The organism is Methanoregula sp., from assembly GCF_003170075.1.
GTDB lineage: Archaea > Halobacteriota > Methanomicrobia > Methanomicrobiales > Methanospirillaceae > Methanoregula.
Map to the genome: position 1 here is coordinate 17,577 of NZ_PMZU01000022.1, position 17,524 is coordinate 35,100.

Here is a 17,524-nt window from a genome sequence, read left to right on the forward strand (position 1 = left end):
AGGGAAGATATTCAAAAAAACGATGCCCGGTGCCGCTCCCGGATAAAAATCCGGCGTATTAGTTCTCCGTTACAGTTACCGTATCCCTTTTCCCGTGGTGCACAGGGAGTCCCATAGGGATAAAAGTTTAATGTTACAAAAATGCACTAATACTGTCCTGAGGACAGGTGGCCGGCGTGGCGGGGGTTCCCCGGTATTATGGCACCGTCCTGAAGGGTGCATCAAAACGGGCAGGGTACTGCCCGTATCAGTTGTCAAACCTGATGGAGTATGGATCACGGTACTACCGGCTGTTCTGTCAATTGCGTTTTACGTCATGATACAGAACCAGCCCTGTACTTAAAAAGGATGAGTGAGCCATAGCACCGCAGGGAGGTCAGGGAATGATCGAAACAGCATTACTCGTTGTCATTGTGATATGTGTTATCGCACTGGCCCTCGCTGCGATCCTGGCGCGTAATCTCCTCTCTCAGGATGAGGGGACGCCCAAGATGCGCGAGGTCTCCGATGCGATCAAGGTGGGTGCAGAAGCATTCATCAAGCGTCAGTACTCGACTATCGCCATTATTGCCATCGTGCTCGCCGTGGTGATCTTTGCCGTCTATTACTTCACCGGACAGCAGTCGCTTGCCATGTATACGGCATTCGCGTATATCGTCGGTGCCACCTGCAGTGCAGTTGCCGGTGTCGTCGCAATGTCCATTGCGGTCAGAACGAACATCCGCACGGCAGCAGCTGCCCAGCACAGTGACGGAAAGGCACTCGACTTCTCGTTCCGCGGCGGAGCGGTCTCCGGCCTGATCATCACCTCGATGTCACTCCTCGGGGTCTCACTGACGTACATCGCACTCGGGGCAAACCCGCAGACCACCCCCTTCGTCATCATCGGGTTCGGTTTTGGTGCCTCGTTCGTGGCACTCTTCGCCCAACTCGGCGGCGGTATCTACACCAAGGCCGCTGACGTCGGTGCAGACCTTGTCGGCAAGGTTGAGGCCGGTATTCCCGAAGACGATGTCCGGAACCCCGCTACCATCGCCGACCTCGTTGGCGACAACGTTGGCGACTGTGCCGGCCGTGGTGCTGACCTCTTCGAGTCCACCGCTGCCGAAAACATCGGTGCAATGATCCTCGGTGTCGCGCTCTTCCCGGTCTTCGGTGTCAATGGTATCCTCTTCCCCATCGTCATGTGTGCGCTGGGTCTCCTCGCAAGCATGATCGGTATCCTCTCTGTCAAGGGCAAGGACGGTGCCGACCCGATGGACGCCATGAACCGGGGGTATTACATCACGGCGATCATCTCCGCGGTCTTCCTCTTCTTCGGAGTCCGGTGGCTCCTCGGGGCAGCAACCGGCTGGATGTACTTCTTCTTTGCAGGTCTCGTCGGTATTGCACTCTCCGTGTGTTTCCTCCGGGTCACCCTGTTCTATACCGACCACCACTACCGCCCGGTAAAGGAGATCGCTGACGCCTCTGAAACAGGAGCCGCCACGAACATCATCACCGGGTTCTCGGTCGGTCTCGAAACCACCGCAATTCCTGCAATACTCATCGGCCTCTCCCTCCTGATCTCCTACTGGTGCGGTACCATGAGCGGTATCCAGAATGGCGGCCTCTACGGAACTGCCGTTGCAACCGTGGGTATGCTGATGGTCTGTGCGTACGTCCTTGCCATGGACACCTTCGGACCTATCGCCGACAATGCCGGAGGTATCGTCGAGATGAGCCAGGCACCCGAGGAAGTCAGAAAGCGCATGGACAAGCTCGATGCGGCTGGTAACACCACGAAGGCACTCACCAAGGGATATGCCATCGGCAGTGCATCCCTCGCTGTATTCCTGCTTTTCAACGCGTATATGGCCGACATTGCCAAGCTGACCGGCAAGGTATTCGATGTCGTCAACCTTGCAAGTGTGAACGTCTTTGTCGGGGCACTCCTCGGCGCGATGCTGGTCTTCCTCTTTGCCAGCTTCGCCATCCGCGCTGTTTCCAAGACCGCACAGTCTGTCATCGAAGCTGTCCGCATCCAGTTCAAGGACCCGGCCATCATGGCAGGCACCAAAAAGCCTGACTATGCAGCAGTCATCGATATCACGACCCAGGGTGCGCTCAAAAACATGGTCATCCCCGGCATTCTTGTGATCGGGTTCCCGATCATCATCGGCGTCACCATGAAATACCAGGCCCTCGCCGGCTTCCTCATGGTTGCGACCATCACCGGTATTCTCCTTGCCCTGATCCTCAATAACAGCGGCGGTGCATGGGACAATGCCAAGAAATTCATTGAAAGCGGTGCACACGGCGGTAAGGGCAGCGAGGCCCACAAGGCAGCCGTCATCGGCGACACGCTCGGCGATCCGTTCAAGGACACTGCCGGCCCGTCACTCCACGTGCTCATCAAGCTCCTTGCTACGCTGACGCTCGTGCTCGCGCCGCTGTTTATCTGAAATAATTACCATCTCTTTTTTTGATCCGGTCACGGTTTGTACTCCCCCCACAGGTAGTCCAACCGTATTTCAGGTTGGAAAAAATGACCAAAGTGCCCCCCGGGCCTGATACCCTCCTGCCGGTAAAAAAGCAGAACTGGATTAGGAAAACCCCGCAACGGATCTCCTACTCTGACCTTGATTACGCGCTTTCACGGGAAGATAAAAAGGATCTGGTAGTATCCGGATAACGGCCGGAACATGGATCACGAAAAGCAGTTGTAACCTGAAGGAGCCCTGAAGCGAGGATAAAATGGGCACTGGAAAACAGCGGGATCAACTGCATCCGGTCCAGCCGCAGTGCTTGCAGATCCCCTGGTTGCAGCCCTCGCCGAAGTCAAGGGGCTCCTTGCACTCAGGGCAGAGCCGCTGCTCCCCGGTCTTTTTGATATTCCAGTCGTTTAAGGTTGAGATGCTCTGGTTTTTGGCCGAGAGTTCGATGCACCGCCCGACCACGTCCGCACAGGAATGGCCTTCCGAGGAGGGGTTCTTGATAGCGGAGATACAGTTCACTTTTGCGAACTGCTTGACGAACTTCCCGTAGGGCACGCCGCTCTGGAGACCGGTGCTGATTGCACGGCCAAGGGCGCTGCTGTTCGCGTCGCACCCCCCGCTTCCGACCGTCCGGATAAAGACCTCCATGGGTTTTCCGTCCATCAGGTTCACCGTCACATAAAGACGGCAGCACCCGGACTGGCAAAGATACGTTCGGCCGGCCAGCTCCTTGGGCCGGTCGATGGACAGCGACGGGATCTTCTCCAGTACCGTTCTTTTGGCCGTTGAGGCCGTGGCAGGCTCCGGGTGCATACGTACTGCGGCGGGGGCGGGCGTCTTATCCTTTAATGCGAGCACGACATCATCCCTGCTCCCCATCCGGTAGATGGTGATTCCCTTGAGGCCGAGTTTCCACGCCATCATGAGCGCCTCCTCACAGTCCTCCTTTGTCGCAGAGCCGGGCATGTTGATGGTCTTACTGATCGAGGCATGGACATGCTTCTGGAAACTGGCCTGCATCCGGATGTGGTCCCGCCACGGGATGTCAAGCGCCGTCTTGAAGAGCGTGAGGAACCCTTTCGGCAGCCAGTGCAGGTCCTGAATCGTCCCGGTCTCGTGGACGTGGGCGATGACCTCTTCAGCCTTCTTTGCCCGCTCGTCGCCGGCAAAACCCATATCGGACAGGGTATGCACGAGCGCTTCCCTGAATACCGGATTCACGATGATAAAGGTCTTCCCTACCGTATTCTTCCTTGTGTAGGCAAACGAGAAGACCGGCTCGATACCGCTCGAACACCCGGCAAGGAGCGAGATCGTCCCCGTCGGGGCGACCGTCGTCATCGCAGCGTTCCGCACCTTAAAGTCCTTCCAGATGCTCCCTTCCCATGCGGGGAAGGTTCCCAGTTGTTCGGCACGTTTGTGAGATTCATCGACTGCCGTATCGGTCACGAGTTTCATGATATGCTCGCACCACACTCGCCCTTCTGGGGAATCGTAAGCGAGGCTGATCATGAGCATTGCATCGTGAACACCCATGACGCCAAGGCCGATCTTGCGGGTTTTCCGTGTCGCCACGCCGATCTGCGGGATGGGAAAGACGTTCTTCTCGATCACGATATCGAGGAAACGTGTCGCCATCCGAGCGGTCTCGCGGAGCAGGTTCTCATCGAGAACTCCATCGTGGACACAGGCGGCAAGGTTGATGCTCCCAAGCACGCAGCTCTCGTACGGGAGAAGCGGCTGCTCACCGCAGGGGTTCGTGGTGTCGATATCGCCGAGCAAAGGTGTCGGGTTGTGCCGGTTGATCTCGTCATAGAAGAGGATGCCCGGCTCGCCGTTTTTCCAGATCCCCTCAACAATGCCCGTCCAGATCTGGCCGACCGTGACTTTTTCCCCCGAGTGGGGGTTCGTGAGCCAGACGTCGTCGAACTTGCGCTTCTCCACGAGATCCATGAACTTGTCATTCACCATCACGGAGATGTTGAAGTTGGAGAAATCGCCCTCCTTCTTCTTTGCGGCAATAAACGCGAGGATGTCGGGGTGCCAGACATTGAGGATCCCCATGTTTGCCCCGCGCCTGCGGCCACCCTGCTTGATCACGTCGGTGGCCGCGTTAAAGACCCGCATGAACGAGATGGGGCCGGAGGCGACGCCTTCGGTGGACTGGACGGGGGAGCCCTCCGGACGGATGTGCGAGAAATTGTACCCGGTACCCCCGCCGGTCTTGTGGATGATCGCCCCTTCCTTCATCGCATCGAAAATCCCGTCGATGGAATCCGGGACCGGGAGGGTAAAACAGGCCGAGAGCTGCCCGATATCGGTACCCGCGTTCATGAGGGTCGGGGAGTTTGGCAGGAAACGCAGCGAGACCATCGCCTCATAAAAACGGGCTCTTTCGGTCTCATCGTCTGCCAGGGCCGAGGCTACCCGGCGGCAGACATCTTCGTAGTTCTTCTCTCCTTTCCGAAGATAGCGTGCGGAGAGGATGCTGTCGACGACGGATGGTGGGTTCATGGCTGGACCTGTGCTGTTTTTATTGAAGTATAAAAAGGACTGTTCAACGGGTGAAATATTGCTCATGGATCGAATTATAGGTTGTTGTCTGCTGTGCGTGAAGGATCGGCGGCACCGCCGTCATGAGAATTTATATTGGGGTGAGCTGACAACAGTAGTTCATGACCAGGTTCTGCAACACCTGCGGCGCCCCGGTGCCTGAAACGGCAAAATTCTGCAATGAATGCGGTGCCAGGCTTCCCGGCCCGGTTTCACCGGGACAGCCTGAGCCCGCGCAGGATGCCGGTGGGCAGAAAAGCACGTTCCTTGCTCTCGCCGGTTCGACGTTTGTCCCCGGCCTCGGCCAGGTATACGAGGGCAATATCCTCAGGGGATACCTCGTGTTTCTCGGCACCATCTTCGGGTTCTTCCTCTTTATCGTTCCCGGTCTCGTCATCTGGCTGTACGGCATATATGATGCCTATTCGACGGCAGACCGGATGAACAGTGGCACCATTCCCTTCCGGCCGGCGCCCGCCCTCCACATGGTGATCTTTGTTGTCGTGGCGATCATCGTCGCTATCGTAACCTTCATCGCGATCATGTACCTGGTTTTCTCTCTCGCCGGCCAGTCCGGGCTGTCCTCGACCCAGGGGAACACGGATATCACCAATCTGATCAGGCAGGCAGGAGTTATATAAATTCGCGGCCCCCGGTTACCGGGGGATAACAACCCTGTCGATACCGTGGATCACGCCGTTTGTGCAGGCAATATCGGGAATGGTCACGGTTGCCCCACCGAAAATGACCTGACCACCCTTTTCAGTTATTTCAACGGTGATGCCGAGACGCGTCTTGGGGAAATTCAGTTTCTTTATCGTGCTGCACGAGAGGTTCCCGAACATGATATGGTACTGGAGGACGCGGAAGAGCTGTCCTTTGGGGTCGGCCATGAGCCCGTCAAGGGTTTCTTTGGGGAGCAGCCGGAATGCCTCGTCGGTCGGCGCACAGACTGTATACGGCCCCTTCCCGGCGAGCACCGCGTCAAGCCCGGTTACCTGGATCGCCTTTGTCATCAGGGAAAACCGGCCGTCTGCGGCCAGCGTCCCGGTGATAGTCTCTGATGGTGTCATGTCAGATTGTCCTTAAAAGTCCCGGATACTCTCTTTGTCGCGCCCGGGTAAAAACCTGTTTTTCCCGACCCAACGCCACGTGCCGGGGTATCCCGGTATCCTTCAGCAGCCAGATCCCAGATCAACCGTCATATCGTTTGCGAGCCGGCTGTACCTCTTCGGGTTTGCCTCGAACTGCTTCTTGCAATAGTTGCAGCAGAAATAGTATTCAGTATCCCTGTATGTGCTCCTGAACTGAGCGTTCTCCTCGTCAACTATCATGAAACAGACCGGATCGGTGGCCATGTCATCTTCTCCTTTACAGTATTCTCACCATCTGGCGCATCTCCCAGATAAAGGTGTGGGAATGGTGCGGAGGGCTGGAACCTCCCGGGGGGTCACCCCACATGAGCACATAACCCCCCTGCGATACCAACGCACTACCTGGTTGAGGGATCGGTTAAAAAGGGTTTGGTGGGGGGGTCAGACGACCGGTTTCATCATCACTGTGCAGATCTCATTGTAGAGCGTTTTCATCCCGGCCTACCGCCACGTTACTTGCAATGGCTTGCGCCGGGGGATTCCGTAGACCTTGTACTGCGGGTGGCCGAACATCATCGCATAGGCACATTTCCTTCCGGCAGGGAGACCGAGTTCCTTCTGGAGCGGTTCATAGGAGGTGGCGGCCATTGCGACAAAACCCGCCCAGCAGGTGCCGATCCCAAACGCCGGGGCAGCGATATCAAAATGCGTGAGGGCGATGATGGCGTCAACGGATGCAACAGGATTGCCCTCCGGGATGTGGGCGACAAGGAGGTGCGGGGCGCCCCGACAGATGACGTCATTTCCGCTTTCCCAGGCACCGAGTAATACCGGGATATAGCCGCTCATCGGATGCGCGGAGTTCACGAGCGTCTTCATCCATTCGATGGTCAGCCCGGCGATCTTCTGTACATTTTTTGGGTCGTGGACAACTATCCACTCCTCCGGCTGCCCGTTACCTCCCGAGGCAGCGTACCGGGCGATGTCGAGGATCTCAAGGATCTTCTCTTTCGGTACCGGGTCTTTCGTGAAACGCCGGACGGACCGGCGTTTCTTGAGGTAGAATGCCATGGAGTCAGGAAAGATGGTACCGGCACCGGCCGGCAGGGGCACCTTCTCATCCGGGCGATCGTTTAAGAGGAGCGCCTGCGACGGGCAGGAGACTTCGCAGTGCCCGCACCGGATGCACATGGCGGCCTTGCTATCCTGCACCTTTGGCAGGGTGTTCTCATCTGCCGGGTCGACAATTGACATCGGGCAGACGAATGAGCAGATCCCGCAGCGGGTGCAGAGATCTTGGTTAACGAGAATTGTTGCCATATCTTTACTATCCTTTTGTATACTTTTGTGCAATGGCCGTATCGGGTTCTTATTGGTATCAATACCTTCCTCCCCGCAAGGCCATATCCCTTATCCCCCCTCCCACCCCACCATGGTTAATGGACCCGGTTATCTCACGTATCCGGCAGGAACTTGAAAGTCAGGCTGATCCACAGATCCAGCAGACCTCAAAACGCTTTTTTAAGGACGACATTGCGTGCTATGGCATGAAGACCGCATCGGTCATGGCTCTTGCAAAAAAGTACTGGAAGGAGATAAAACACCGGGAAAAACAGGAGATCTTCGCGCTCTGCGAAGAGCTCTACCGAACGGGATACTTGGAAGAGTCCTTTATCGTCTCGAACTGGGCCCATGCCCTCTCCGGCCGGTACAAGCGGGAGGATCTTGCGGTGTTCCGGCGCTGGATTGACACGTACATCTCCAACTGGGCGTCCTGCGACGGGTTCTGCAATCACACGATGGGGGACTTTATTGAACAATACCCGGAATATACGGCCGAGCTTAAGCAATGGACGCAATCTGGGAATCGCTGGATGCGGCGGGCGGCGGCAGTCTCCCTGATTATCCCGGCAAAACATGGAAAGTTCCTTTCCGAAGCGATTGAAATTGCCGATCTACTCCTGACCGACAGCGACGATATGGTGCAGAAAGGCTACGGCTGGCTCCTCAAAGAGGCAAGCCGGCAGCACCAGGCAGAGGTATTTACGTATGTCATGCAGAACAAAAAAGAGATGCCCCGGACGGCGCTGCGATATGCAATCGAGCTGATGCCAAAAGAAATGAAGGCTGATGCGATGAAAAAAGATCACTTGAGTGAAAAAAAGTAACCAACCGGCTTATGCCGGTGCTGTTTTCTCTTCAAAAAGGTATTTCCAGACAAACGCCGCCGCCAGCGCACCGATTATCGGCGCGAGGATGAGACCCCAGAGCTGGGCAAGAGCGGTCCCTCCGGCAACCATAGTCACGACAATACTGGCAGAGGAGTTGGAAGGATAACTATGAAAAAAATCGCACTCAACGCCAGATTTAACAAACCGGGCAGCCACTGAGGAACTATGAAACACGGATTCGTTGCTCTGCTTGCCTTGTTATCGGTGCTCGCGCTGGGTATCCTTATCGCAGGTTGCACCGAAACGCCGGGACACACCAATACCCCGTCAACCTCTCCCACGTTATCTGCCGGCCCGACATCGGAGATCACACCGGCAGGGGGCAGGAACACCATCTCAGGGGACCTGAGCGTTGTGACCGCAAACAACCGGTTCACCTGCGACCTGTACCGTGAGCTTGCAAAGGACAGCCCGGAAGGAGAGAGTAATATCTTCTTCTCGCCGTTCTCCATCTCTTCTGCCCTCGCCCTCACATACGAGGGGGCACGCGGTACAACCGCTGACGAGATCCGGTCGGTTTTTTACTTCCCGGCAAATACCACCCGCCTCAGGGAGGGGTTTGCTACGGTCAACGCGGCGATCAACAGCAGGAATGCAGGCTACACCCTGAGTACGGCTAACGCCCTCTGGGCCGAGAGAAAATACACCTTCCTACCGGAGTACACCAGCACTGCAGAACAGTACTATGCTGCAAACACGACCAACCTTGATTTTACCGGCCAGCCCGAGGTCTCACGCCAGACCATCAACAGCTGGGTAGCAGACAAGACCAATGACAAAATCCTAAATCTGCTGCCTGCCGGGAGTATCAGTTCCCTGACCCGGCTTGTGATCACCAATGCCGTGTATTTCAAGGGCACGTGGCAAAAACAGTTCGATGTAAACATGACCACCGATGCCCCGTTCAGAACCCCTGCCGGCTCAACAGTCACGGTCAGGATGATGCAGCGGACAGATAAGGATGCCATCTACCCGTATGCAGAGACTGCGGATCTCCAGATGCTCTCACTACCGTATACCACCACCAGCGGGAAGGGACTCTCCATGGTGGTCCTCCTCCCCAAAGGAGATAACCTCTCCGCAGCAGATCCGTACCTCGACCCGGCCAACCTCTCGGTTCTGGAGCAATCGGCATCATCCCGGCGGGTCATGGTGTATATCCCGAAATTCAAAATTGAGACCCAATACTCCCTTCCGGAAACGCTTGGCACTATGGGAATGCCCACGGCATTCTCCGACAGCGCAGACTTCTCCGGCATGGATGGAGCCCGGGACCTGTATATCAGCGATGTGATCCACAAGGCGTACATTGATGTGAACGAAGAGGGGACTGAAGCGGCCGCGGCAACAGCAGTGGTAATGAATCTGGCTGCAGTAGCACCCGGTCATGAAGAACCGGTACCCGTGTTCCGGGCCGACCACCCGTTCCTCTTCCTGATACAGGACAATGATAGCGGGACGATCCTCTTTGCCGGGCGGATTGTAAACCCAAACGGCACCTGAAACGCGGATCGATCTGTAAAGAGCAGGCAGTTGACCCGGGGAACCCGGGCAGGCACCCTCATTTTTCCGGACCGGTCGTAAGGTCCTTTTCCCTTATGGTCACGATCCGCGCTCCTTCATCGTCGTACAGCATGACCCGGCCCTTAAGACCGTTCAGCCTGCACGACGTAATCAGATTTCCGGTCATGATGTGGATCACCGGTTCAGTCTCCGGATCGGCCGTCTCACCGGGCCGGGGCTCCCGGGCGAGAACGAAATCCTCATGTTTTTTTAAGGCTGATAAGAGCATCTTCTGGATATTCTCTGACGAAAAAACACGTGAAATCTTCCGGCGCTGAACCCTTCCAACCATGCAGGAACATACCGTATCCGGGCTTAAAAAAGATTTCACCCGGAATACAATCCTTCCCGCACGATTCATCGGACACAGGGATTATAAAAAAATCAGATCCCGAGATTTTTCAGGAAACGCTCGTGGAGCCGGAGATCCCCGCCAAGCTCCGGGTGGAAGGCAAGCGCCATGTACCGCCCCTTCTCGGCCGCGACGATTCCCCGGTCCAGTGTCGCAAGCACATGAACACCTGCCCCGGCTGCAGTAACAACCGGTGCCCGGATAAAGATTGCATGGAAGGGGCCGCCGTCAAGCCCTATGACCGGAATATCAGCCTCAAATGACTCCTTCTGCCGGCCAAACGCATTCCGGTCCACGGTCATGTCCATGAGCCCAAGCGTATGAATCCGGGGGTCGGCGGCATCGGTCGCCATCAGCACCATGCCGGCGCAGGTCGCAAAGATCCCCCCCTTGAAGGTGCGGATCGGTTCGTAGAGCCCGTTCCTCTCGATCAGCCGCGAAATAGTGGTGGACTCCCCGCCCGGGAGCGCAAGCGCTGAGCAGCCGTCAAGATCCACAGGGTTCCTGACCTCGACAACGGTAGATGCCTTCCCGCAGCCGCGCCCCGCAAGTGCCGCTGAAAAAGCGTCGATGTGCTCGCTCACGTCTCCCTGTAACGCGAGAACGCCGATCTTAACGTCCACGGGTCTGCAGCACCTCATCGGCCCTGAGGGTGTGGACATCGAGGCCCGGCATCGCGTCGCCAAGACCCGTACTGACCTTTGCGATCACCTTTGCGTCACTATAGTGGTTGACCGCTTCCACGATTGCCTTTGCCATCTTCTCCGGGTTCGAGGATTTGAAGATCCCGGAACCTACAAAGACGCCGTCAGCCCCGAGCTGCATCATCATGGCAGCATCCGAGGGAGTGGCAATACCACCAGCCGAGAAGTTCACAACCGGGAGCCGGCCGCGGGTTGCGCACTCGATGACGAGCTCTGCCGGGGCCTCGATGCTCCGTGCATAGCTGATGCGCTCCTGCTCGTCCATGCCCTGCACCTTGCGGATATCGCCCATGATCGCCCGCATGTGGCGCACGGCTTCGACAACGTTCCCGGTCCCTGCCTCGCCCTTGGTACGGATCATTGCCGCACCTTCGTTGATCCGCCGCAGCGCCTCGCCGAGGTTCCGCGCCCCGCAGACAAACGGAACCTTGAACAGTTTCTTATCGATATGGTATTCCTCGTCGGCGGGGGTAAGCACTTCGCTCTCATCGATCATATCGACGCCGAGCACTTCGAGCACCTGTGCCTCGACAAAATGGCCTATCCTGACTTTTCCCATGACGGGGATCGAAACCGCGTCGATAATTTCCTGGACCTTTTCCGGGTCCGCCATCCGGGCGACACCGCCCTGCTTTCTGATATCGGACGGCACCCGTTCAAGCGACATGACTGCGACGGCCCCGGACCTCTCGGCAATCGTTGCCTGCTCGGCATTGACGACATCCATGATCACGCCCCCCTTCTGCATGGATGCAAAACCGCGCTTGAGAAGCTCAGTACCAAATCTCAGTTCTTCCAGTTTCATATACCAGTACTATAGATCAACCAAGCCAATAAAATAAGTGTACCTGCGGCAATTGCCGCAAATGCAAGGGTCACCGCCCTGAGAGCACGAACGATTGCCGGGCCCCCGTCTTCAAGCGATTGCTCCCCCCCGTCACCGATTGTATAGACCCCGGGCTTCTCAAACTGTATCCTGCAGCCCCCGGCCATTGCAGCCATCACGATGCCCCCGTTGAAGCCCGGGCGTTTCTTCCCGTCCCGGCGCATCACCCGCCACGCCCGGGCAGCAGTACCCTTCGTGAGGAAATAGGCCAGAAGGAAGAACGTAGTGATCCGGGCCGGGATGTAGTTGAGAATGTCGTCCATCCGGGCGGAGCACCAGCCCAGCCGGGCCCGCTCGTCCCGGTACCCGAGCATCGCGTCCATCGTGTTTGCGGCACGGAATACCGCCGCTCCCGCAAGCCCGAGTCCGAAAAGAGAGAGCAACGCGAAGTAAAAAAGAGGGGAGACGATGCTGTCGGTGAGGTTCTCGGCCATGGACTCGTACGCGGCCGACCGGATATGCCCGGCATCGAGCTGTGCCGTCTCCCGGGAGACCATCCGTTTCACCCGTTCACGGCCTGCATCCACGCCGTTTTCGAGCGCAGCAACCACCCCGAGCGCATGCTCCTCAAGCGACCGCCAGGCAAAACAGCATTTCAACAGGAACGGTGCGCCGATAAGAAATACCAGCCGCGGGGTATAGTTCCCGAACAGGAAGAACGGGAGGGCAAAAAGGCAGACCGTCACCAGCCAGAAGAAAATACCCACCGCACGCTGGATGCGGGGGGAATACCGGGCCGGTTGTCCCCACCAGCCGATGAACCGGCCAAGAAGCGCGACAGGGTGGAACGCAGAGTGCGGATCTCCGATGAGCCGGTCAACAGCAAGCGCGAGAAAGAGAACTGCGCCGGCAAGGATCAGGTCTGTCGGTACCATACGAAAAGTGCACCGACAATAAGGACGATGAATGCCGCGATGTTGATAATCTCAATTTTGGTATAGTACCAGATGCTGTACAGAACAAGACCCAGAGCCATCGCCACCATCAGGAGGTGCGGCCGGCCGTGGGCTTCAGGCTGGACGGGGGGTTCTTTTTCGAGAACCTGTGGCCCCCTTGTGGGTTTTACGATGACTTCGACCCTCAGGGTGGCCTTCATTGCGCCATAGCCTGCGATAATGTCGATGTCAAAAAAGCCCGGGGCGCAGTCTTTCCGCAACGATATGCCGAGCGCTACTTCGTCGATCACGTACATGTTCTCGTGGAAAAAATCCGTAAACATGCCGGCATTGGATGTCGTTGCCGTGATATGGATGGGGGCGCCCCGGTTCACAAACCGGATCTTAAAGGTGTTCCCGCACTCGACATGCGCATTCTCCTTTGGAACTTCGATGGAGTTGATGCTCGACCGGTTGAGATAGACCTCGGTCATCGCACCGTCTCCGGCCGGAATATCCGTAACCGCCAGAAGTTCAAATGGCAGCAGGGATTTCATGGTATCACCGGTTATTTGGGGGTCTGGGGAAGGAGATTGGGGATGCCCTCATGGATGGGATAATCCACATGACAGGCAGCGCAGTTCAGGTTACCCTCAAGGATCTCTTTTTCATCCTCTGTATCTACCCGGAGCACGAGGTCGCCCTTGCAGACGGGGCAGCAGAGGATGTCCATGAGCGAACGTTTCATTTGTATTCTTTCCTTATATCGATGATCTGGGTGAGTTCTGGCCCGGTGGAGATGAGGGTGATTGGGCAGCCGATGTCGTCTTCGGCAGTTTTTAAGAAGTCTTTTGCCTTTTTGGTAAGCTTGCTGTACTCGGTGAGCCCGAAGCAGGCCTTGTCCACCCGGTCGATACCGGTGATCGCTGCCTGCGTGCAGCCGTTGATCATCGCAGAGTACCGGGCCATCTTGCCGTCCCAGCCGCCGATCCGGCGCTTCCGGTGGGTGACCGTGCCGAACTCCTGGATGCCCATCGCGTCCGACTTCTCCGAGGTCATCTCGGTGGAGAACGGACCTTCGCCCACCCGGGTCGGGTAGGCCTTGAAGACCACGATCACGTCGTCAATTTTTGTCGGGCCGACACCATTATCCGCGGCGATCTGGGAGGCAGAGGTATCCTTGCTCGTGACAAACGGGTAGGTCCCGTAATAGAGCGAGATTCCAAAACCCTGGGTCCCTTCCAGAAGAACGGTCTGGCCGCTTTTTAAGGCATTGTTGAGGGCGAGGGGGACATCCAGAAGGTACTCGGCAAGTTCCGGCACATCTTTTGCCTGCGGGGCGACCCGCATCACCCGGTCGGCGTTTGCCGGCCCGCACCCGGAACCGGTGCTGCCAATCTTCTTTGAAAGGTACGCGCTGCCCTTGTCACGGGCAATATGGTCCTCGGTGATAATACCACAACGCTTGTCGACAAAGATCCGGCCTTTGACACCCAGTGTCTCGACCTCGTGCTTGAGGACTCTGGGATCGACGAGTACCCCGCTACCGATACAGAGTTTTGCTTTTTTATAGACAAAACCGGACGGCACCATCCGGACACTATATTCATGGTCGCCGACCTGAACCGTGTGCCCGGCATTCGGGCCTACGCCACCGCGGGAGATGATGACAGGTTCATCCGCATGCGCGATGTGGGCAACGATCTTGCCCTTCCCCTCATCTCCAAAAAATCCACCTACGATAATAGTACAGCTCATTGGAGTATCATGTAGTGTAGGGCGGATAGGGCAATAAAGTCTGCCCTGAACCGTAAAACCGCAGGGATCAGGACTGCCATTGATAGAACCGGGTCAGAAGCGGATCAGTAAACCCGGGAATGGGCCGGCCCTTCCCGGCCTTGTTCCCCGGTTATAAACCGTTGACGAAAGTTTCCATCCGGCCGAGGGCCTCGTTGAGATCTTTCCGTGAGACCGCGTAGGCGCAGCGGAGGTGATAGTCCCCGCCGCTGCCAAAGACGCTGCCCGGTACGACTGCTACCCGCTGCTCCTTAAGCAGCCGTTCTGCAAACTCCACATCAGAAAGCCCGGTTCCTTTCACCGAAGGGAACGCGTAGAATGCTCCCTCAGGCACATGGCAGGAAAGACCGATCTTGTTGAGGCCGGCTACGAACATGTTGCGGCGGAGCCGGTACTCGTTGACCATGCTCGTCTTCTCATCCTCCGCCGAGCGGAGTGCCTCAAGTGCACCGACCTGCCCCATCACCGGGGCGCAGAGCATCACGTACTGATGGATCTTGAGCGCTGCGTCGCAGATCTCCTGTGGCGCACAGAGGAAACCCACCCGCCAGCCGGTCATAGCATACGCCTTGGAGAAACCGTTGAGGGTGATCGTCCGCTGCCAGAGATCTTTTACCGTGGCAGGGGCTGTGTGGGAATTCTCGTACGTGAGTTCCGAATAGACCTCGTCGCTGATGAGCAGGAGATCCCGGTCGGTCACGATATCCGCGATGGGTTCGAGATCCTCCTTTTTCATAATCGCACCCGTCGGGTTGTTGGGGAAATTGATGATCAGGGCCTTAGTCTTATCCGTGATCTTTTCCTGGAGCGTGTCCGGGTTGAGCCTGAAATGATCCTGTTCGGTGCACTCGACTGGAACGGGTATCCCTCCGGCGAGCGTGACGCAGGGTGCATAAGAGACATAACTGGGCTCGGCAATCAGTACTTCGTCACCGGGGTTGACTATGGCGCGGACCGCGATGTCAAGCGCCTCGGACACGCCGGTGGTGATAACCATCTCGTCGTCAGCCGAGTATTTGAGCTGGTAGCGGCTCGCAAGGTGGGCCGAGAGCGCATCGCGGAGCGTCTGGAGCCCCCGGTTCGATGTATAGGAGGTTACGCCCTGTTCGATGGAGTAGATGCCGGATTCACAGATGTTCCACGGGGTCCTGAAATCGGGCTCACCGACACCAAGGGAGATTACATCATCCATGGTGAGAGCCAGATCAAAAAATTTCCGGATGCCTGAAGGCGGGATCTGCTGAGCACGCTCTGAGACAAACATTCGCATGATGCCACCTCAGAAGGAGTACGGAAGGCGTTCGGTTTCCTGTTGCTCAAAAAGGGTGTTGCCATTCTCCTTGTAGGACTTCATGACAATAAGCGTCGCCGTCTCGCGGATCCGGTCCATCGGGGCGACGTGCTCCGAAACAAACCGGGAAACCTCCTGCATGTTCTTCCCGCTCACCATAAGCTGGAGATCATAGGTACCGGTGATCAGGCGAAGCGTCCGCACCTGCCTGAACCGGGAAAGCCGTTCGGCAATCCTGTCGTACCCGAAGTCCCGCTCGGGGCTCACTTTCAGCTCGATAATGGCCGACACCTCGCTGTTTCCTGCCTTCTCCCAGTTGATGACCGTGGTGTACTTACGGATAATCTTGTTCTCCTCAAGGGCGTGGATCCGTGCTTCCACCTCAGCCGGAGTAAGGTTGGTCATCGATCCGATTTCCTGTGCAGACAGCCGGCTGTTCTCCTCAAGAATCCGGAGGAGTTCGAGATCCTTGTCATCCATCACACATCACCTGAACCACGTTTTTAACCATTTTGCTTCCATCTGATTTATATCGAGATCTTTTAACCCGTTCAGCCGCGGATCGTTGAGCACGACCTCGCGGATCTTGCCGGTATTTGCATCGAACCACATCTCCTTTGTACGCCCGTACCGGCCCCGGCTCACGACACGGGTATTGATCACACCCAGCATGTTGAGCTCCGAGATAAGGTCGGTGATCCGACGGTGGGTGAGGATGTCGAGCTGGATGCTGGGCGCTATATCCTGGTAAATGCGCGAGACCTCCCCGCTCGTGAAGATATTCTGGCCCAGATGCTCCAGCGTCAGCATGGAAAAGAGGATCAGCTTGCTCTGGGCAGGGAGCGTCGCGATACACTCGATCATACTGTCGGTCTCGATCTTGGCCTGCGCCTGTTTCACATGCTCTTCGGTTACCTGCTTTGACTCGTCCCTGTCGGCAAGTTCCCCGGAGATCCGGAGGAGGTCTAAGGCCCGCCGCGCGTCACCGTGTTCCTGCGCTGCAAGTGCCGAGCAGAGCGGGATCACACCTTCGGCAATTGCGCCATCTATAAAAGCGCCGGTGGCGCGCTGTGTCAGGATATCAACCAGCTGCGGTGCATTATACGGGGGAAAAACAATCTCCTCTTCCGAAAGCGAGGAGAGTACCCGGGGGTCGAGGAAGTCCTTGAAGCTGAGATCGTTGGAGATCCCAATAATACTGACCTTGGAGTTCTTGAGATCTGAGTTGATCCGGGTCAGGTTATACAGGGTATCGTCGCCGCTCTTTTTGACCAGCTTGTCGATTTCGTCGAGCATGAACACCGGATTCTTGGTGGCCACCCGACGCATGCCCTGAATCACGCGGCCGGGAAGCGCGCCGATGTACGTGCGACGGTGACCGCGAATCTCGGCCTCATCCCGCACGCCACCCAACGACACGCGGATGAACTCGCGCGACAGCGACCGCGCGATCGACTTCCCGAGCGACGTCTTGCCCACGCCGGGCGGGCCCACCAGGCACAGGATCGGACCTTTCTTGCTCGGTGCCAGCTTGCGCACGGCCAGGTACTCCAGCATGCGCTTCTTGACCTTCTGCAGGTCGTAGTGGTCGGCGTCCAGGACACCCGCCGCCGCCTTGACGTCCAGGTGGTCCGGGGTGGTCTTGCTCCAGGGCAGCTCGGCCATCCAGTCCAGGTACGTCCGCAGGACGTGGTATTCCGG

20 protein-coding genes are annotated in these 17,524 nt (G+C 57.2%); 5 read left to right on the plus strand and 15 right to left on the minus strand.

Annotated features, from left to right (window positions below; translation table 11 throughout):
• The first annotated feature begins 383 nt into the window (after window positions 1-383).
• Window positions 384-2,444, plus strand: a complete 2,061-nt coding sequence (locus tag QZN75_RS02235; protein WP_292424197.1) for a sodium-translocating pyrophosphatase — start codon at window positions 384-386, stop codon at window positions 2,442-2,444.
• A gap of 83 nt (window positions 2,445-2,527) precedes the next feature.
• Complete coding sequence (locus tag QZN75_RS02240) at window positions 2,528-2,674, plus strand: hypothetical protein (protein WP_292424200.1); 147 nt, start codon at window positions 2,528-2,530, stop codon at window positions 2,672-2,674.
• 85 nt (window positions 2,675-2,759) lie between these two features.
• Here the strand turns inward: QZN75_RS02240 and QZN75_RS02245 are convergent, their stop codons facing one another.
• Window positions 2,760-4,991, minus strand: coding sequence for an adenosylcobalamin-dependent ribonucleoside-diphosphate reductase (locus tag QZN75_RS02245; protein ID WP_292424202.1), 2,232 nt, complete (start codon window positions 4,989-4,991; stop codon window positions 2,760-2,762).
• A gap of 161 nt (window positions 4,992-5,152) precedes the next feature.
• On the opposite strand from QZN75_RS02245, the gene QZN75_RS02250 reads away from it, so the two are divergent.
• Window positions 5,153-5,671, plus strand: a complete 519-nt coding sequence (locus tag QZN75_RS02250; RefSeq protein ID WP_292424204.1) for a zinc ribbon domain-containing protein — start codon at window positions 5,153-5,155, stop codon at window positions 5,669-5,671.
• A gap of 15 nt (window positions 5,672-5,686) precedes the next feature.
• Here QZN75_RS02250 and QZN75_RS02255 read toward each other — a convergent pair whose 3' ends face one another.
• The 3 genes from QZN75_RS02255 to QZN75_RS02265 all read right to left on the minus strand — a co-directional run bounded on the left by QZN75_RS02255 (window position 5,687) and on the right by QZN75_RS02265 (window position 7,444).
• Window positions 5,687-6,103 carry a fasciclin domain-containing protein gene (locus QZN75_RS02255; protein WP_292424207.1) on the minus strand — a complete coding sequence of 139 codons (417 nt, stop codon included), beginning with the start codon at window positions 6,101-6,103 and terminating at the stop codon, window positions 5,687-5,689.
• 102 nt (window positions 6,104-6,205) lie between these two features.
• Window positions 6,206-6,388: a YHS domain-containing protein gene (locus QZN75_RS02260; RefSeq protein ID WP_292424210.1), complete on the minus strand. Its 183-nt coding sequence runs from the start codon at window positions 6,386-6,388 to the stop codon at window positions 6,206-6,208.
• A gap of 237 nt (window positions 6,389-6,625) precedes the next feature.
• On the minus strand, window positions 6,626-7,444 hold the full coding sequence (locus tag QZN75_RS02265; protein ID WP_292424212.1) for a nitroreductase family protein: 819 nt from the start codon (window positions 7,442-7,444) through the stop codon (window positions 6,626-6,628).
• Between the two features lie 119 nt (window positions 7,445-7,563).
• On the opposite strand from QZN75_RS02265, the gene QZN75_RS02270 reads away from it, so the two are divergent.
• Window positions 7,564-8,292: a DNA alkylation repair protein gene (locus QZN75_RS02270; protein WP_292424214.1), complete on the plus strand. Its 729-nt coding sequence runs from the start codon at window positions 7,564-7,566 to the stop codon at window positions 8,290-8,292.
• Window positions 8,293-8,301: 9 nt separating this feature from the next.
• Here the strand turns inward: QZN75_RS02270 and QZN75_RS02275 are convergent, their stop codons facing one another.
• Entirely contained in the window at window positions 8,302-8,430 is a 129-nt protein-coding gene (locus QZN75_RS02275; protein ID WP_292424216.1) for a hypothetical protein, read from the minus strand.
• 90 nt (window positions 8,431-8,520) lie between these two features.
• Between QZN75_RS02275 and QZN75_RS02280 the strand changes: the two genes are divergently transcribed.
• Window positions 8,521-9,858 carry a serpin family protein gene (locus tag QZN75_RS02280; protein ID WP_292424219.1) on the plus strand — a complete coding sequence of 446 codons (1,338 nt, stop codon included), beginning with the start codon at window positions 8,521-8,523 and terminating at the stop codon, window positions 9,856-9,858.
• Between the two features lie 58 nt (window positions 9,859-9,916).
• Here the strand turns inward: QZN75_RS02280 and QZN75_RS02285 are convergent, their stop codons facing one another.
• From QZN75_RS02285 to QZN75_RS02330, 10 genes are all read right to left on the minus strand, one after another.
• Window positions 9,917-10,210: a hypothetical protein gene (locus QZN75_RS02285; RefSeq protein WP_292424222.1), complete on the minus strand. Its 294-nt coding sequence runs from the start codon at window positions 10,208-10,210 to the stop codon at window positions 9,917-9,919.
• Window positions 10,211-10,302: 92 nt separating this feature from the next.
• Window positions 10,303-10,893 (minus strand): pyridoxal 5'-phosphate synthase glutaminase subunit PdxT, encoded by a 591-nt coding sequence (pdxT, locus tag QZN75_RS02290; protein ID WP_292424225.1) that lies wholly within the window; start codon window positions 10,891-10,893, stop codon window positions 10,303-10,305.
• Window positions 10,883-11,779: a pyridoxal 5'-phosphate synthase lyase subunit PdxS gene (gene pdxS / locus QZN75_RS02295; RefSeq protein ID WP_292424227.1), complete on the minus strand. Its 897-nt coding sequence runs from the start codon at window positions 11,777-11,779 to the stop codon at window positions 10,883-10,885. Before pdxS ends, pdxT begins: the two co-directional genes overlap by 11 nt.
• On the minus strand, window positions 11,776-12,735 hold the full coding sequence (cbiB, locus tag QZN75_RS02300) for an adenosylcobinamide-phosphate synthase CbiB (RefSeq protein ID WP_292424229.1): 960 nt from the start codon (window positions 12,733-12,735) through the stop codon (window positions 11,776-11,778). The genes pdxS and cbiB overlap by 4 nt, the downstream gene beginning before the upstream one ends.
• Complete coding sequence (locus QZN75_RS02305; RefSeq protein WP_292424231.1) at window positions 12,717-13,292, minus strand: hypothetical protein; 576 nt, start codon at window positions 13,290-13,292, stop codon at window positions 12,717-12,719. Before QZN75_RS02305 ends, cbiB begins: the two co-directional genes overlap by 19 nt.
• A gap of 11 nt (window positions 13,293-13,303) precedes the next feature.
• The gene (locus tag QZN75_RS02310; RefSeq protein WP_292424233.1) at window positions 13,304-13,483 is read right to left on the minus strand and encodes a methytransferase partner Trm112; all 180 of its coding nucleotides are present in this window, start codon (window positions 13,481-13,483) and stop codon (window positions 13,304-13,306) included.
• Window positions 13,480-14,493, minus strand: a complete 1,014-nt coding sequence (locus tag QZN75_RS02315) for an adenylosuccinate synthetase (RefSeq protein ID WP_292424234.1) — start codon at window positions 14,491-14,493, stop codon at window positions 13,480-13,482. The genes QZN75_RS02310 and QZN75_RS02315 overlap by 4 nt, the downstream gene beginning before the upstream one ends.
• A gap of 151 nt (window positions 14,494-14,644) precedes the next feature.
• A complete protein-coding gene (locus tag QZN75_RS02320) occupies window positions 14,645-15,802 on the minus strand; it encodes an aminotransferase class I/II-fold pyridoxal phosphate-dependent enzyme (RefSeq protein ID WP_292424237.1) in 1,158 nt (385 codons plus the stop codon).
• A 9-nt stretch (window positions 15,803-15,811) separates the two neighbouring features.
• A complete protein-coding gene (locus tag QZN75_RS02325) occupies window positions 15,812-16,303 on the minus strand; it encodes an Lrp/AsnC family transcriptional regulator (protein ID WP_292424241.1) in 492 nt (163 codons plus the stop codon).
• 6 nt (window positions 16,304-16,309) lie between these two features.
• Window positions 16,310-17,524, minus strand: a 1,215-nt coding sequence (locus QZN75_RS02330) for an AAA family ATPase (protein WP_292424244.1), incomplete at its 5' end; no start/stop codon positions are given.